Source organism: Citrobacter enshiensis, assembly GCF_029338175.1.
GTDB classification, from domain to species: domain Bacteria; phylum Pseudomonadota; class Gammaproteobacteria; order Enterobacterales; family Enterobacteriaceae; genus Citrobacter_D; species Citrobacter_D enshiensis.
Window position 1 is genome coordinate 266,418 of the sequence record NZ_CP119862.1, and the last position, 16,244, is coordinate 282,661.

The window sequence follows — 16,244 nt, forward strand, 5'->3', positions numbered from 1 at the left end:
GAGAAAGGTAGTCTTATGTCCGAGCAGTTTCTCTATTTTCTGCAGCAGATGTTTAACGGCGTCACGCTGGGAAGCACCTACGCGCTGATCGCCATCGGTTACACGATGGTGTACGGCATTATCGGCATGATCAACTTCGCCCACGGCGAGGTGTATATGATCGGCAGCTATGTCTCTTTTATGATCATTGCCGCGCTAATGATGATGGGCATTGATACCGGCTGGCTGCTGGTGGCCGCCGGGTTTGTTGGCGCGATTGTGATTGCCAGCGCCTATGGCTGGAGTATCGAGCGGGTAGCCTACCGGCCCGTACGCAGCTCCAAGCGCCTGATTGCGCTGATCTCCGCCATCGGGATGTCCATCTTCCTGCAAAACTACGTCAGCCTGACCGAAGGGTCGCGCGACGTAGCGCTGCCAAGCCTGTTCAACGGCCAGTGGGTTGTCGGGTCCAGCGAGAACTTCTCTGCCAGCATCACCACCATGCAGCTGGTTATCTGGATTGTCACCTTCGTGGCGATGCTGGCGTTGACGCTGTTCATCCGTTATTCCCGTATGGGCCGCGCTTGTCGCGCCTGTGCAGAAGACCTGAAAATGGCGAGTCTGCTGGGGATCAATACCGACCGTGTGATTGCGCTGACCTTTGTGATCGGCGCGGCAATGGCGGCGGTGGCGGGTGTGCTGCTCGGACAATTTTACGGCGTCATCAACCCGTACATCGGCTTTATGGCCGGGATGAAAGCCTTCACCGCGGCGGTACTGGGCGGTATCGGCAGCATTCCAGGTGCCATGATCGGCGGCCTGATCCTCGGCGTTGCCGAGGCGCTCTCCTCTGCCTACCTGAGTACAGAATACAAAGATGTGGTGTCGTTTGCCCTGCTGATTCTGGTGCTGTTGGTGATGCCGACCGGTATTCTGGGTCGTCCGGAGGTAGAGAAAGTATGAAACCGATGCATTTTGCGATGGCGCTGCTCTCTGCCGCGATGTTCTTCGTGCTGGCGAGCGTTTTTATGGGCGTCCAGTTAGAGCTGGATGGCACTAAACTGGTGGTCGACACTGCGGGCGACATCCGCTGGCAGTGGGTGTTTATCGGCACGGCGGTGGTCTTTATCTTCCAGATGCTGCGCCCGACCTTACAGAAGGGGCTGAAGAGCGTTTCCGGGCCGAAATTTATTCTGCCGGCAATTGACGGTTCAACCGCCAAACAGAAGCTGTTCCTCGTGGCATTGCTGGTTATCGCCGTGGCGTGGCCGTTTATGGTGTCGCGCGGGACGGTGGATATCGCCACCCTGACCATGATTTACATCATCCTCGGTCTCGGGCTGAACGTGGTGGTAGGGCTTTCTGGCCTGCTGGTGCTGGGTTATGGCGGTTTTTACGCTATTGGCGCTTACACCTTCGCGCTGCTGAACCACTATTACGGCCTCGGCTTCTGGACCTGTTTGCCGCTGGCGGGGCTGGTTTCTGCGGCGGCGGGCTTCATGCTCGGTTTCCCTGTGCTGCGTCTGCGCGGCGACTATCTGGCGATTGTCACCCTGGGCTTTGGTGAAATCGTCCGTATTCTGCTGCTCAACAACACCGAGGTGACCGGCGGCCCGAACGGCATCAGCCAGATCCCGAAACCGACCTTTTTTGGTCTGGAGTTCAGTCGCACCGCCCGTGAAGGCGGTTGGGACACCTTCAGTAACTTCTTCGGCATGAAGTATGACCCGTCCGACCGCGTGATTTGGCTTTATCTGGTGGCGCTGTTGCTGGTGGTGTTCTCACTGTTCGTGATTAACCGTCTGCTGCGTATGCCGCTGGGCCGCGCATGGGAAGCGCTGCGTGAAGATGAAATCGCCTGCCGTTCACTGGGCTTAAACCCGACGCGCATCAAGCTGACGGCCTTTACCATCAGCGCCGCGTTTGCCGGTTTTGCCGGAACGCTGTTCGCCGCGCGCCAGGGCTTTGTCAGTCCGGAGTCGTTCACGTTTGCCGAATCGGCGTTTGTGCTGGCGATTGTGGTTCTGGGCGGTATGGGGTCGCAGTTTGCGGTGATTCTGGCGGCTATCCTGCTGGTGGTTTCGCGCGAGCTGATGCGTGACTTCAACGAATACAGCATGTTGATGCTGGGTGGCTTGATGGTACTGATGATGATCTGGCGTCCGCAGGGCTTGCTGCCGATGACCCGTCCACAGTTGAAACTGAAAAACGGGCAACCGAAAGGAGAGCAGGCATGAGTCAGCCATTATTATCTGTTAACGGCCTGATGATGCGCTTCGGCGGTTTGCTGGCGGTGAATAACGTCAACCTGGAGCTGCACCCGCAGGAAATTGTCTCCCTGATTGGTCCGAACGGTGCGGGCAAAACCACGGTTTTTAACTGTCTGACTGGTTTTTATAAACCCACGGGCGGCACCATCACGTTACGTGACCAGCATCTGGAAGGGCTGCCGGGCCAGCAAATTGCCCGTATGGGCGTGGTGCGTACCTTCCAGCATGTGCGTCTGTTCCGTGAAATGACGGTGATTGAAAACCTGCTGGTAGCACAACATCAACAGCTGAAAACCGGCGTCTTTTCGGGGTTGTTCAAAACGCCATCCTTCCGCCGCACCCAGAGCGAAGCGCTGGACCGCGCGGCGAGCTGGCTGGAGCGTATTGGTTTGCTGGAGCACGCGAACCGTCAGGCCAGTAACCTGGCGTATGGCGATCAGCGCCGTCTGGAGATCGCCCGCTGCATGGTAACGCAACCGGAGATCCTGATGCTTGACGAACCGGCAGCGGGTCTGAACCCGAAAGAGACCAAAGAGCTGGATGAGCTGATTGCCGAACTGCGTAACCATCACAACACCACGATTTTGCTGATTGAACATGATATGAAGCTGGTGATGGGCATCTCTGATCGCATTTATGTGGTGAATCAGGGAACGCCGCTGGCGCACGGGACGCCGGAGCAAATTCGTAACAACCCGGACGTGATCCGCGCATACCTTGGTGAGGCATAAGATGGAAAAAGTCATGTTGTCTTTTGACAAAGTCAGCGCCCACTACGGCAAAATTCAGGCGTTGCACGAGGTGAGCCTGCACATTAATCAGGGTGAAATCGTCACCCTGATTGGCGCGAACGGTGCAGGGAAAACCACCTTGCTGGGGACGCTGTGCGGCGATCCGCGTGCGACCAGCGGCCGCGTTGTGTTTGACGGCAAAGATATTACCGACTGGCAGACGGCGAAAATCATGCGTGAAGCGGTGGCTATTGTCCCGGAAGGGCGTCGCGTCTTCTCACGCATGACCGTAGAAGAGAACCTGGCGATGGGCGGCTTCTTTGCCGAACGCGACCAGTTCCAGCAGCGCATCAAGTGGGTGTACGAACTGTTCCCTCGTTTGCATGAGCGCCGCATTCAGCGTGCGGGCACCATGTCCGGCGGTGAACAGCAGATGCTGGCGATTGGTCGTGCGCTGATGAGCAACCCGCGCCTGCTGCTGCTGGACGAACCCTCGCTGGGCCTTGCGCCGATCATCATTCAGCAGATTTTCGACACCATCGAACAACTGCGCGAGCAGGGGATGACCATCTTCCTCGTTGAGCAGAATGCCAACCAGGCGCTGAAGCTTGCCGATCGCGGCTATGTGCTCGAAAACGGTCATGTGGTGCTCTCTGATACCGGCGACGCGCTGCTGGCGAATGAAGCGGTAAGAAGCGCCTATCTGGGCGGGTAGTATCGCGATGTCCTGAATCCCAGGCCGGGTAAGGTGATGCCACCACCCGGCTTTTTATTTGGCTTATACGTGCCTCAGCTCCCATTTTCCTGTCACCGTGCCTTCATCGTCTTGCCATCCCACTGACGCCTTACTATCTTTTTTTTGTAATCAAAACGTTATTTTTTTGTAATTCGAGCATGGCATGTTACTTCCGCGAACATAAAACGCGTGAAATCGCGCATTCGAAACAACAAGAGAGATAATCAATGAAACCGTTACGACATACAGCCTTAGGACTGGCGCTCAGCCTGGCATTGGCTGGCCAGGCACTGGCAGTGACCTCTATTCCATTCTGGCACTCAATGGAAGGGGAGTTAGGTAAAGAAGTTGATTCTCTGGCGCAACGTTTCAATGCTGCCAACCCGGATTACAAAGTGGTGCCCGTCTACAAGGGCAACTACGAGCAAAACCTCAGTGCAGGTATTGCGGCATTCCGTACCGGTAACGCCCCGGCGATTTTGCAGGTTTATGAAGTCGGCACCGCCACCATGATGGCGTCGAAGGCGATTAAACCGGTCTATGAAGTGTTTAAAGATGCGGGCATCAGCTTTGATGAATCGCAGTTTGTGCCGACGGTTTCCGGTTACTACACCGATGGTAAAAGTGGGCACCTCCTTTCACAGCCGTTCAACAGTTCGACTCCGGTGCTCTACTACAACAAAGATGCCTTCAAAAAAGCGGGCTTAGATCCGGAGCAGCCGCCGAAAACCTGGCAGGATCTGGCGGCCTATACCGAGAAGCTGAAAGCGGCTGGCATGAAGTGCGGTTACGCCAGTGGCTGGCAGGGCTGGATCCAACTGGAAAACTTCAGCGCCTGGAACGGCCTGCCCTTTGCGACCAAAAACAATGGCTTTGACGGCGCGGACGCGGTGCTGGAGTTCAACAAGCCGGAGCAGGTGAAACATATTGCGCTGCTGCAGGAGATGAACAAGAAGGGCGATTTCAGCTACGTGGGCCGCAAAGATGAGTCTACCGAGAAGTTCTACAACGGGGATTGCGCGATTACAACGGCCTCCTCCGGATCGCTTGCCAACATTCGTCAATATGCCAAATTCAATTACGGTGTCGGCATGATGCCATACGATGGCGACGTGAAAGGTGCGCCGCAAAACGCCATCATTGGCGGGGCGAGCCTGTGGGTGATGCAGGGTAAAGACAAAGAGACTTACGCTGGTGTGGCGAAATTCCTCAACTTCCTGGCGCAGCCGGAAAATGCGGCTGAGTGGCACCAGAAGACCGGCTATCTGCCGATCACCACCGCAGCGTATGACCTGACCCGCGAACAGGGATACTACGATAAGAACCCCGGCTCAGATATCGCGACGCGTCAGATGCTGAACAAACCGCCGTTGCCGTACACCAAAGGGTTGCGTCTGGGCAATATGCCGCAGATCCGCACCATTGTGGATGAAGAGCTGGAAAGCGTGTGGACCGGCAAGAAGACCCCTCAGCAGGCGCTGGACTCCGCCGTTGAGCGCGGAAATCAGCTGTTGCGTCGTTTTGAACAGTCAACGAAATCCTAATGAGTGAAATGCCGGGTGGCGGCTTCGCCTTACCCGGCCTACACGAACCTGTAGGCCGGATAAGCGTAGCGTCATCCGGCGTTGTTCAGGAATCAACCCCTTATGTCCTCATCCCGTCCGGTGTTCCGCTCGCGGTGGTTACCCTACTTGCTGGTCGCTCCGCAGTTGGTTATCACCCTTATTTTCTTTATCTGGCCTGCGGGTGAAGCGCTGTGGTATTCCCTGCAAAGCGTCGATCCGTTTGGTTTCTCCAGCCGGTTCGTTGGGCTGGAGAACTTCGTCGCGCTGTTTCATGACAGCTACTATCTCGACTCTTTCTGGACGACGATAAAATTTAGCACCCTGGTCACCGTCAGCGGCCTGCTGGTCTCGCTGTTCTTCGCTGCGCTGGTGGAGTATATCGTGCGCGGTAGCCGTATCTATCAAACCTTGATGTTGCTGCCCTACGCCGTTGCGCCAGCGGTGGCCGCCGTGCTGTGGATCTTCCTGTTTAACCCCGGTCGCGGGCTGATCACCCATTTTCTCGCTGAGTTTGGCTATGACTGGAACCACGCGCAATACAGCGGTCAGGCGATGTTCCTCGTGGTGTTCGCTTCTGTCTGGAAGCAGATTAGTTACAACTTCCTTTTCTTCTATGCCGCGCTGCAATCCATTCCTCGATCGCTTATCGAAGCGGCGGCCATTGATGGCGCAGGCCCGATTCGCCGCTTCTTTAAGCTCGCCCTGCCGCTGATTGCGCCGGTGAGTTTCTTTCTGCTGGTGGTCAATCTGGTGTACGCCTTCTTCGACACCTTCCCGGTGATCGATGCGGCTACCGCCGGGGGGCCAGTACAGGCGACGACGACGCTTATCTATAAGATCTACCGTGAAGGTTTTACCGGGCTGGATCTCTCAGCTTCCGCCGCGCAGTCGGTGGTACTGATGTTCCTTGTCATTGTGCTGACGGTGGTGCAGTTCCGCTATGTCGAAAGTAAGGTGCGCTACCAATGATTGAGAACCGTCCGTGGCTGACAATATTCAGCCATACCATGTTGATTTTGGGGATCGCGGTGATTCTCTTCCCGCTGTACGTCGCGTTTGTGGCGGCGACGCTGGATGACCAGGCGGTGTTTGCCGCGCCGATGACGCTGATCCCCGGCACGCATCTGCTGGAAAATATGCACACCATCTGGATCAACGGCGTCGGCGTGAACAGCGCGCCTTTCTGGCGGATGATGCTCAACAGCTTTGTGATGGCGTTCAGCATCACGGTAGGCAAAATCACGGTCTCGATGCTCTCGGCGTTCGCTATCGTCTGGTTCCGTTTTCCGCTGCGTAACCTGTTCTTCTGGATGATCTTTATCACCCTGATGCTGCCGGTTGAAGTCCGTATTTTCCCGACGGTAGAAGTGATCGCCAACCTGAAAATGCTCGACAGCTACGCCGGTCTGACGCTGCCGCTGATGGCGTCGGCCACCGCCACGTTCCTGTTCCGCCAGTTCTTTATGACGCTGCCGGATGAGCTGGTGGAAGCGGCGCGCATCGACGGCGCTTCGCCGATGCGCTTCTTTCGCGACATTGTCTTCCCGTTGTCGAAAACCAACCTCGCGGCGCTGTTCGTGATCACCTTTATCTATGGCTGGAACCAGTATCTGTGGCCGCTGCTGATTATCACCGATGTTGATCTTGGCACTGCCGTTGCGGGCATTAAGGGGATGATCGCCACCGGCGAAGGCACGACCCAGTGGAACCATGTGATGGCGGCGATGTTGTTAACGCTTATCCCACCGGTGGTGGTTGTTTTAGTGATGCAGCGTGCCTTCGTACGCGGTTTAGTGGACAGTGAGAAATAAGATGGCGGGATTAACATTACAGGCAGTAACCAAAAGCTGGGATGGCAAAACCCAGGTCATTAAACCGCTGACGCTGGAAGTGGCAGACGGTGAATTTATCGTGATGGTGGGTCCCTCCGGCTGTGGAAAATCGACGCTGCTGCGGATGGTCGCCGGGCTGGAGCGGGCGACCAGCGGGGAGATCTGGATCGACGGCCAGTGTGTGACCGAACTGGAGCCGAAAGATCGCGGCATTGCGATGGTGTTCCAGAACTACGCACTCTATCCACACATGAGCGTGGAGGAGAACATGGCGTGGGGGCTGAAGATCCGCGGAATGGACAAAGTTCAGATTGCTGAACGCGTTAAAGAGGCCGCGCGAATTCTGGAACTGGACGGTTTGCTCAAGCGTCGCCCGCGCGAGCTTTCTGGCGGTCAGCGCCAGCGCGTGGCGATGGGGCGTGCTATCGTGCGCGACCCGGCGGTGTTCCTGTTCGATGAGCCGCTCTCTAACCTCGATGCCAAACTGCGCGTGCAGATGCGTCTAGAACTGCAACAACTGCACCGCCGCCTGAAAACCACCTCGCTGTACGTCACCCATGATCAGGTGGAAGCGATGACCCTCGCCCAGCGGGTGATGGTGATGAACAACGGTGTTGCCGAACAGATCGGTACGCCGGTGGAAGTCTACGAAAAACCCGCCAGTCTGTTTGTGGCGAGCTTTATCGGCAGCCCGGCGATGAATCTGCTGGCGGGGCGACTCAACGGTGAAGGGACTCACTTTGAACTGGAAGGCGGCCTCGCACTGCCGCTTAACGGCGCGCATCGCCAACATGCCGGGCGTAAAATGACCCTCGGTATCCGCCCGGAGCATATTGCGCTAAGCTCGCAGGCTGAAGGCGGCGTGCCGCTGGTGGTGGAGACGCTGGAGATGCTGGGCGCGGATAATCTCGCGCACGGGCGCTGGGGCGAGCAGAAGCTGGTGGTGCGCCTCGCGCATCAGGAGCGCCCAACCGCAGGCAACACGCTGTGGCTCCATCTGCCGGACAATCATTTGCATCTTTTTGATGGTGAAACAGGACAACGACTATGAGTAACTGGCCTTACCCCCACGTTGCAGCCCATCGCGGCGGCGGCAAACTGGCTCCGGAAAACACCCTGGCGGCCATTGACGTGGGGGCGCGTTATGGGCACACCATGATCGAATTTGACGTTAAATTGTCGAAAGACGGCGAAATCTTCCTGCTGCATGATGACAATCTCGAGCGCACCAGCAACGGCTGGGGCGTGGCGGGGGAGCTGGCGTGGCAGGACCTCTTGCGCGTGGACGCAGGCGGCTGGTTCAGCGGCGAGTTCAAAGGCGAACCGCTGCCGTTGCTTGCGCAGGTGGCGGAGCGCTGTCGGAAATACGACATGATGGCCAATATCGAAATTAAACCCACCACCGGCACCGGGCCGTTGACGGGAAAAGTGGTGGCGCTGGCAGCGCGCGCGCTGTGGGCGGATATGACGCCACCGCTACTCTCTTCGTTTGAAATTGATGCGCTGGAAGCCGCACAGCAGGCTGCGCCGGAATTACCGCGTGGGCTGTTGCTGGATGAGTGGCGTGATGACTGGCGTGAGCTGACCACGCGACTGGAGTGCGTCTCCATTCATCTTAATCATCATCTGTTGAATGAAGCGCGGGTCGAAAGCCTGCGCGAGGCGGGGCTGAAGATTCTGGTCTACACCGTCAACAAACCCCAGCGCGCTGCACAATTGCTGCGCTGGGGGGTGAACTGCATCTGCACCGATGCGATCGACGTTATTGGTCCAGACTTTACCGCTGCGAATTATTAAGCATATCGCCATTCTGACGCTGCGGCAGCATATGCTGCTGACCGCTGTCCTGAACTGTTCCGCCGTTCAGCATACCGCCGTTGGTATTCGGTAATGGTTGTTCGCGTACCTGACCTTGCTGGACTCGCTGGGTGTTATTGTTCATCTGCGTTTGCAGATGCTGCTGCTGAACTTGAGTTTGTGTTTTCAATTGTTGGTTGAGCATCCCTTTCTGCTGGATTTGCTGCGACTGCATTTGCGTCTGCATGCGTTGCTGACTGGGTATCTGATAACCTTGCTGGTTCGGGTTATTCATGGTGTTGATGGGCTGTGCAAAAACAGCAAACGGCAGCAGCGCCGTTAAAATAAAGAACCGTTTCATCATCTTTCCTCCTCTGGGGGGATCTCTTAAGTTTACTCCTTTCTTACCGTAACGATGGTTATTTCAGAGTTATGCACCAGGATTAGTGGGGGGCTGACCCCGGAACTTCTGGAGAATCATAATGATGAAACCGACGTTTTTTCGCCGGGTAGCGCTTGCTGCTCTGCTGTCAGGAAGCTGCTTTAGTGTTGTTGCTGCGCCGCCAGCGCCATCTCCGGTGTCATACGGCGTTGAAGAGGATGTGTTCCATCCTGTGCGGGCGACGCAGGGGATGGTGGCCTCAGTGGATGCGATGGCCACCCAGGTGGGGGTCGATATTCTTAAGCAGGGCGGTAACGCCGTGGATGCCGCAGTGGCGGTGGGTTACGCGCTGGCGGTCACCCATCCCCAGGCAGGAAATTTAGGCGGCGGCGGGTTTATGCTGCTGCGCACCAAAGACGGTAATACCACGGCGATCGATTTTCGTGAAATGGCGCCCGCCGGTGCTACCCGCGACATGTTCCTCGACGATCAGGGCAATCCCGACAGTAAAAAATCGCTGACCTCGCACCTGGCTTCCGGTACGCCGGGGACTGTCGCGGGCTTCTCGCTGGCGCTGGAGAAATACGGCACGATGCCGCTTAACAAAGTGGTGCGCCCGGCGATGAAACTGGCGGAAGAAGGGTTTATCGTTAACGATGCGCTGGCCGACGATCTGAAAACCTACGGCAGCGAAGTGATCCCCAACCATGAGAACAGTAAAGCGATTTTCTGGAAAGACGGCGAGCCGCTGAAAAAGGGTGACAGACTGGTACAGAAGGATCTGGCCAAAAGCCTGGAACTGATTGCGGAAAACGGCCCGGATGCCTTCTATAAAGGGGCGATAGCAGACCAGATTGCACAAGAGATGCAGAAGAACGGCGGGTTGATGACCAAAGACGATCTGGCGGCCTATAAAGCGATGGAACGCACACCTATTAGTGGCGACTATCGTGGCTATCAGGTCTTCTCCATGCCGCCACCGTCCTCCGGCGGGATTCATATCGTGCAGATCCTTAATATCCTTGAAAACTTCGATATGAAGAAATACGGATTCGGCAGCGCGGACGCCATGCAAGTGATGGCGGAAGCTGAGAAACATGCCTATGCCGATCGCTCGGAATATCTCGGCGATCCGGATTTTGTGAAGGTGCCGTGGCAGGCGTTGACGAATAAAGAATATGCAAAATCCATTGCTGACCAGATAGATATCAACAAAGCCAAACCGTCCAGCGAAATAAAACCGGGTAAACTTGCACCGTACGAAAGTAATCAGACCACCCACTTCTCAGTAGTGGATAAAGACGGTAACGCCGTGGCGGTGACTTACACCCTGAACACCACGTTTGGCACCGGGATTGTGGCCGGAAACAGCGGGATTTTGCTCAATAACCAGATGGATGACTTTTCTGCCAAACCGGGTGTGCCAAACGTCTACGGTCTGGTGGGCGGCGATGCCAATGCGGTGGGGCCGAAGAAACGCCCGCTGTCGTCCATGTCGCCAACTATCGTGGTGAAAGAGGGCAAAACCTGGCTGGTGACAGGCAGCCCTGGCGGTAGTCGAATTATCACGACTGTGCTGCAAATGGTGGTGAACAGTGTTGATTTTGGAATGAACGTCGCTGAAGCAACCAATGCGCCGCGTTTCCATCATCAGTGGTTACCGGATGAGTTGCGCGTGGAGAAAGGGTTCAGCCCGGATACCCTCAAACTGCTGGAACAAAAGGGGCAGAAAGTCGCGCTGAAAGAGGCGATGGGTAGCACCCAGAGCATTATGGTGGGACCGGACGGCGCGCTGTATGGTGCGTCAGACCCACGTTCAGTCGATGATTTAACGGCAGGATACTAAGGTGAAAGGCCTACATCGTTTTAAATCGTTGTAGGCCTTATCAGTGGGTTATGGGACATACTGTTGCAGTGATTCGGACCAACGAAATATGTGACTGCTTTTATCCTGCAGGTTAACGCGCTCTAAATCATAAAACCCTTTGGTCTTTGCTGAGCGCAGTTTCAGGATGTATTTACTTTCGCTGATGTCGTGCTGTCGCGTGCCGTCTTGATTCCAGTCTCCGGCGATGTCCTCATATTGATAAACAAGGTCGGAAAACACGTTGATTATCTTATTGTCTTTAATCATGTAGAGTTCCAGGACTTCATAAAATGCGCCACCGCCGGAATACGCATTTGAGTACCCGCCTCGAACCCCGAACGCCAGGGTATCCGGTGCTATCCGGTAGGGCGCCAGATCCAGTTTTGTATAATACGCCAGGGGCCTGATTGACTCGTCATCGCTCTCTTTTTCGGCGTTTTTATTCCATGCTGAAAGTTGATCCAGCGGTTTTTCCGAACGTGCGATCGGCTGCAATTGTTGGTTCTGCCAGGAAAAAACACCGAGATATAATTTATTGACGCGTCCGCTGTTATTATTTTCCGGGCATTCTTTGTTTGCGTATTTCTTTGCTTGTTCGGCATCCGCCGGATTATCGGCAAAACAGGCGACACCAATATATTTCCCGTCTTTACCCCAGGGTTTGGCGCCAGTCAGGATCAGATTCTTAGGGTCTTCATTTGGTGCAACCCAGGCAATCCACGGGTTCTCATCTAATCCTTGTGGCAGTTCGCCAAACCCGTTGGCGGGTGTTGCACCCATCATTTGTTCGGCGAAAATCTGCTTGCCTTCCGGATGTTGAATGGCGCTGGGTACGGAATCCAGATTTTGTACGGTCGTGGCGTAACCGGGGGAAATCATTGCCAGCAGAACCAGCGAAAAATATTTTTTCACGATGCATCCTTTCAATAAATAAAATAGGGCGATATGACTCGCCCAAAAAATTACTTCACCCGCGCCATAAAATACGCATCCACATACTCACCATTGCGCAGACCGTATTTCTTCCCGGTGCCTTCAATCTCAAAACCCTGCTTTTTGTACACCGCGATCGCCGGGGCGTTATCAACAAACACCGTTAACTCGATGCGATCCACCCGCAGCCAGTTGTCGCACATGTCGATCATGGTGCGGATCAACGCACTGGCGACGCCACGGTTGTGCCACTGTGCGCCGACGCAAATGCCAAAATCGGCGACATGGCTACGGCGTGGGCGCTGGGCAACTTCAATGGTGAGATGCCCCACGACAATATCATCAATGCAGGCAACCAGTTGTTTGATGCCGGGGCGATCAGCAAGCCGCTCCTGCCACATCTCCATGGAAGGATGAGGAACCTGTAGCGTGTTGTGATACACCTCTGGCTGGGCGTGGATTTGACGGATGGCGTCGTAATCTCTCGGTTCTGCATGGCGTATCACAATGTCACTCATTCCTTCGTCCTCTGTGGGGTAAATGTCCTTTTAAACATCATTGACTTTGAAATTTGAGTCAACCGTCTTTTTTTTGCAAAAAGTATTGGACAAGTGCGAATGATAATGATTATTATTGCCGTGCGTTCAGGGAAACCCATGCGGAGAACCTGAAAGCACGACATTGCTCACATTGCTTCCAGTATTATTTTAGCCAGCCTTGCGCTGGCTTTTTTTTTGAGTGTGTTTCGGGCTAGTTTGCTTGCCAGATTAATCCCGGGCTGTGCTCGCACAAAACGCATTGCGTTTTGAACGCACTTTAGTGCGGCCCCGAAGGGGGGAGCGAAGCGAATAATCCTCACGTACTCTATGTACGCTCCGGTTGCTGCGCGCAGGCCGTGAATAATCTGCCTGCGCCACTGACGCCCGAGGCGCGGGCATTTGTGAAAGTGGTGTGTGGGCATCTGTGTTTTGTCTCTCTCCGCTTTGCGCTATGGTGTATGCAATCACCTTCAAAAGGACGCTTTCATGACCTTACACTGCGCATTCATCGGGTTCGGTAAAAGTACCACTCGCTACCACTTACCGTATGTCCTCCATCGTAAAGACAGCTGGCACGTTGCGCATATCTATCGTCGCAGCGCGAAGCCGGAGGAGCAGCATCCGCAGTACTCCCACATCCATTTCACCAGCGACCTCAATGACGTGTTCAACGATCCGCAGGTGACATTGGTGGTCGTATGTACCCACGCTGACAGCCACTTCGATTACGCCAGGCGCGCGCTGGAAGCCGGGAAAAACGTACTGGTTGAAAAACCGTTTACCCCGACGCTGGCGCAAGCGAAAGTGCTGTTTGAACTGGCGAAAAGCAAAGGGCTGACCGTTACGCCGTACCAGAATCGTCGCTTTGATTCTTGTTTCCTGACCGCTAAAAAAGCGATCGAAAGCGGCAAGCTGGGCGACATCGTGGAAGTCGAAAGTCACTTTGACTATTACCGCCCGGTGGCGGAAACCAAACCCGGTTTACCGCAGGATGGCGCCTTTTACGGTCTTGGCGTGCATACCCTGGACCAAATCATCTCGCTGTTTGGCCGACCAAATCATGTGGCCTACGACATCCGTAGCGTGCGCAACTGCGCTAACCCGGATGACACCTTTGAAGCGCAGCTCTTTTACGGCAACCTCAAAGCCATCGTTAAAACCAGTCATCTGGTGAAAATCGAGTATCCGAAGTTTATCGTCCACGGGACGAAAGGCTCGTTTGTGAAATATGGTATCGACCAGCAGGAAACCAGCCTGAAGGCCAATATCATGCCCGGCGACCCCGGATTTGCGGCTGACGATTCGGTTGGTCAACTGGAGTATATGAACGAGGACGGCGTCACCGTCAAAGAAGAGATGACACCTGAGTTCGGTGACTACGGACGCGTCTATGATGCGTTGTATGAGACGTTAACCACCGGCAAACCGAACTACGTCAAGGAATCTGAAGTTCTCACCAACCTGGAAATCCTGGAGCGCGCCTTCGAACAGGCTTCCCCGGCGACGATTACCCTCGCCAGATAAGTAAAATCGGCTCCTCTGTATTTGTTCATAATTTTTGAACAGAGGAGTCAATTTTCACCCTCTATGATCGCAGAAGGATTGAGTCCACACTGAGTCCATCGAAAACATCCGGGGGTGAATACAATGATCTACTTACGTAAAGCAAACGACCGTGGCCACGCCAATCATGGTTGGCTGGATTCCTGGCATACCTTCTCGTTTGCCAACTATTACGACGCGAACTTTATGGGATTCTCGGCGCTGCGTGTCATCAACGATGACGTGATTGAAGCCGGTCAGGGCTTTGGCACCCACCCCCATAAAGACATGGAAATCCTGACGTATGTTCTGGAAGGCGCGGTTGAGCATCAGGACAGTATGGGCAATAAAGAGCAGGTTCCGGCGGGTGAATTTCAGATAATGAGCGCCGGGACGGGGATCCGCCACTCTGAATACAACCCGAGCGACACTGAGAAGCTGCATCTGTATCAGATCTGGATCATGCCGCAGGAAAACGGGATTACGCCCCGTTACGAACAGCGTCGTTTTGATGCCGTACAGGGCAAGCAACTGGTGCTGTCGCCGGATGCGCGTGACGGTTCGCTGAAGGTGTATCAGGATATGGAGCTGTATCGCTGGGCGTTGCTGAAAGATGAGCAGTCAGTGCATCAGATCTCCGCTGAGCGCCGCGTCTGGATCCAGGTGGTGAAAGGCAATGTCACCATTAATGGCACTCAGGCGTCGACCAGTGACGGTCTGGCAATCTGGGATGAGCAGGCGATCTCTATTCATGCCGACAGCGACAGCGACAGCGAAGTGTTGTTGTTTGATCTACCGCCAGTATAAAAATACACGTCATCACTTTCCCTGGGCCGGATAAGACGCGCGAGCGTTGCCATCCGGCCTTCATCGTTTGTCATTAATTTTGCAAGTCCGTGATAAACTCGGGGGAATGATCCCCTTTTTGTACCTTTCAGGACGATGAAAAAGAAAAGACCCGTACTTCAGGATGTAGCCGACCGCGTGGGCGTGACCAAAATGACGGTCAGCCGTTTTTTGCGTAATCCAGAGCAGGTCTCTGTTGCGCTGCGCGGCAAGATTGCAGCTGCACTTGATGAACTGGGTTATATTCCCAATCGTGCTCCTGATATCCTTTCTAACGCCACCAGTCGTGCGATCGGCGTGCTGTTACCCTCTCTCACCAACCAGGTTTTTGCCGAAGTATTACGCGGCATTGAGGCCGTCACCGACGCCCACGGTTATCAGACGATGCTGGCGCACTATGGCTATAAGCCAGAAATGGAACAGGAACGTCTGGAATCGATGCTGTCGTGGAACATCGATGGCCTGATCCTCACTGAACGTACCCACACGGCGCGCACCCTGAAGATGATTGAGGTCGCGGGTATTCCGGTTGTTGAACTGATGGACAGCCAGTCTCCGTGTCTGGACATTGCAGTGGGTTTTGACAACTATGAAGCCGCTCGTCAGATGACTGCCGCGATTATCGCGCGCGGCCATCGCCATATCGCCTATCTGGGGGCGCGTCTCGACGAACGTACTATCATCAAGCAGAAGGGCTACGAACAGGCGATGCTGGATGCCGGTCTGGTGCCTTACAGCGTGATGGTGGAACAGTCTTCCTCTTACTCTGCCGGTATTGAGCTGATTCGTCAGGCAAGACGCGAATATCCGCAGCTGGATGGCGTGTTCTGTACCAACGATGACCTGGCTGTCGGTGCGGCGTTTGAGTGCCAGCGTTTAGGCCTCAAAATTCCTGATGATATAGCGATCGCCGGTTTCCACGGACATGATATCGGACAGGTGATGGAACCCCGTCTGGCCAGCGTACTCACGCCACGTGAGCGAATGGGCAGCATTGGTGCAGAACGCCTGCTGGCGCGCATTCGTGGCGAAACAGTGACACCTAAAATGTTAGATTTAGGTTTCACCTTGTCACCGGGCGGATCTATTTAACCCAACAAGTTTGAAGTAGCTCACACTTATTCACTTCTGGCACGAATGGATATTGCTTCTCTATTTGTCCGGCCGGACAATGTTACCGATAACAGTTACCCGTAACAATTCTCTGAACCTTGTACTGTGGGGG

At 54.9% G+C, this 16,244-nt stretch carries 16 protein-coding genes; 13 read left to right on the forward strand and 3 right to left on the reverse strand.

The features are described from left to right. The first annotated feature begins 15 nt into the window (after positions 1–15). The 9 genes from livH to ugpQ all read left to right on the forward strand — a co-directional run bounded on the left by livH (position 16) and on the right by ugpQ (position 8,910). Positions 16–942 carry a high-affinity branched-chain amino acid ABC transporter permease LivH gene (gene livH, locus P2W74_RS01210; RefSeq protein ID WP_192614234.1) on the forward strand — a complete coding sequence of 309 codons (927 nt, stop codon included), beginning with the start codon at positions 16–18 and terminating at the stop codon, positions 940–942. After that, positions 939–2,216 carry a branched chain amino acid ABC transporter permease LivM gene (gene livM, locus P2W74_RS01215; protein ID WP_276293599.1) on the forward strand — a complete coding sequence of 426 codons (1,278 nt, stop codon included), beginning with the start codon at positions 939–941 and terminating at the stop codon, positions 2,214–2,216. The genes livH and livM overlap by 4 nt, the downstream gene beginning before the upstream one ends. Then, on the forward strand, positions 2,213–2,980 hold the full coding sequence (gene livG / locus P2W74_RS01220; protein ID WP_276293600.1) for a high-affinity branched-chain amino acid ABC transporter ATP-binding protein LivG: 768 nt from the start codon (positions 2,213–2,215) through the stop codon (positions 2,978–2,980). The genes livM and livG overlap by 4 nt, the downstream gene beginning before the upstream one ends. Position 2,981: 1 nt before the next feature. Continuing rightward, a complete protein-coding gene (livF, locus tag P2W74_RS01225) occupies positions 2,982–3,695 on the forward strand; it encodes a high-affinity branched-chain amino acid ABC transporter ATP-binding protein LivF (protein WP_192614237.1) in 714 nt (237 codons plus the stop codon). A gap of 248 nt (positions 3,696–3,943) precedes the next feature. Further along, positions 3,944–5,260: a sn-glycerol-3-phosphate ABC transporter substrate-binding protein UgpB gene (ugpB, locus tag P2W74_RS01230; protein WP_276293601.1), complete on the forward strand. Its 1,317-nt coding sequence runs from the start codon at positions 3,944–3,946 to the stop codon at positions 5,258–5,260. Between the two features lie 102 nt (positions 5,261–5,362). After that, positions 5,363–6,250: a sn-glycerol-3-phosphate ABC transporter permease UgpA gene (gene ugpA, locus P2W74_RS01235; RefSeq protein WP_203359696.1), complete on the forward strand. Its 888-nt coding sequence runs from the start codon at positions 5,363–5,365 to the stop codon at positions 6,248–6,250. Then, a complete protein-coding gene (gene ugpE / locus P2W74_RS01240; RefSeq protein WP_162380668.1) occupies positions 6,247–7,092 on the forward strand; it encodes a sn-glycerol-3-phosphate ABC transporter permease UgpE in 846 nt (281 codons plus the stop codon). Before ugpA ends, ugpE begins: the two co-directional genes overlap by 4 nt. A 1-nt stretch (position 7,093) precedes the next feature. Further along, positions 7,094–8,164, forward strand: a complete 1,071-nt coding sequence (locus P2W74_RS01245; protein ID WP_276293602.1) for a sn-glycerol-3-phosphate import ATP-binding protein UgpC — start codon at positions 7,094–7,096, stop codon at positions 8,162–8,164. Continuing rightward, on the forward strand, positions 8,161–8,910 hold the full coding sequence (gene ugpQ, locus P2W74_RS01250; RefSeq protein WP_276293603.1) for a glycerophosphodiester phosphodiesterase: 750 nt from the start codon (positions 8,161–8,163) through the stop codon (positions 8,908–8,910). The genes P2W74_RS01245 and ugpQ overlap by 4 nt, the downstream gene beginning before the upstream one ends. On the opposite strand, the gene P2W74_RS01255 is transcribed toward ugpQ, so the two are convergent. Continuing rightward, positions 8,891–9,271, reverse strand: coding sequence for a DUF2756 family protein (locus P2W74_RS01255; protein ID WP_276295279.1), 381 nt, complete (start codon positions 9,269–9,271; stop codon positions 8,891–8,893). The two genes, ugpQ and P2W74_RS01255, sit on opposite strands and share 20 nt — an antisense overlap. Positions 9,272–9,392: 121 nt before the next feature. On the opposite strand from P2W74_RS01255, the gene ggt reads away from it, so the two are divergent. After that, positions 9,393–11,138, forward strand: a complete 1,746-nt coding sequence (gene ggt, locus P2W74_RS01260; RefSeq protein WP_276293604.1) for a gamma-glutamyltransferase — start codon at positions 9,393–9,395, stop codon at positions 11,136–11,138. Between the two features lie 48 nt (positions 11,139–11,186). On the opposite strand, the gene P2W74_RS01265 is transcribed toward ggt, so the two are convergent. Both P2W74_RS01265 and yhhY read right to left on the reverse strand, forming a co-directional pair. Then, positions 11,187–12,071, reverse strand: coding sequence for a hypothetical protein (locus P2W74_RS01265; RefSeq protein ID WP_276293605.1), 885 nt, complete (start codon positions 12,069–12,071; stop codon positions 11,187–11,189). A gap of 50 nt (positions 12,072–12,121) precedes the next feature. Beyond that, positions 12,122–12,610: an N-acetyltransferase gene (gene yhhY / locus P2W74_RS01270; RefSeq protein ID WP_276293606.1), complete on the reverse strand. Its 489-nt coding sequence runs from the start codon at positions 12,608–12,610 to the stop codon at positions 12,122–12,124. 507 nt (positions 12,611–13,117) lie between these two features. Between yhhY and P2W74_RS01275 the strand changes: the two genes are divergently transcribed. From P2W74_RS01275 to gntR, 3 genes are all read left to right on the forward strand, one after another. After that, positions 13,118–14,155 carry an oxidoreductase gene (locus P2W74_RS01275; RefSeq protein WP_276293607.1) on the forward strand — a complete coding sequence of 346 codons (1,038 nt, stop codon included), beginning with the start codon at positions 13,118–13,120 and terminating at the stop codon, positions 14,153–14,155. 123 nt (positions 14,156–14,278) lie between these two features. After that, positions 14,279–14,980, forward strand: coding sequence for a quercetin 2,3-dioxygenase (gene yhhW / locus P2W74_RS01280; RefSeq protein WP_276293608.1), 702 nt, complete (start codon positions 14,279–14,281; stop codon positions 14,978–14,980). Positions 14,981–15,115: 135 nt separating this feature from the next. Further along, the gene (gntR, locus tag P2W74_RS01285) at positions 15,116–16,111 is read left to right on the forward strand and encodes a gluconate operon transcriptional repressor GntR (RefSeq protein WP_276293609.1); all 996 of its coding nucleotides are present in this window, start codon (positions 15,116–15,118) and stop codon (positions 16,109–16,111) included. Positions 16,112–16,244: the final 133 nt, after the last annotated feature.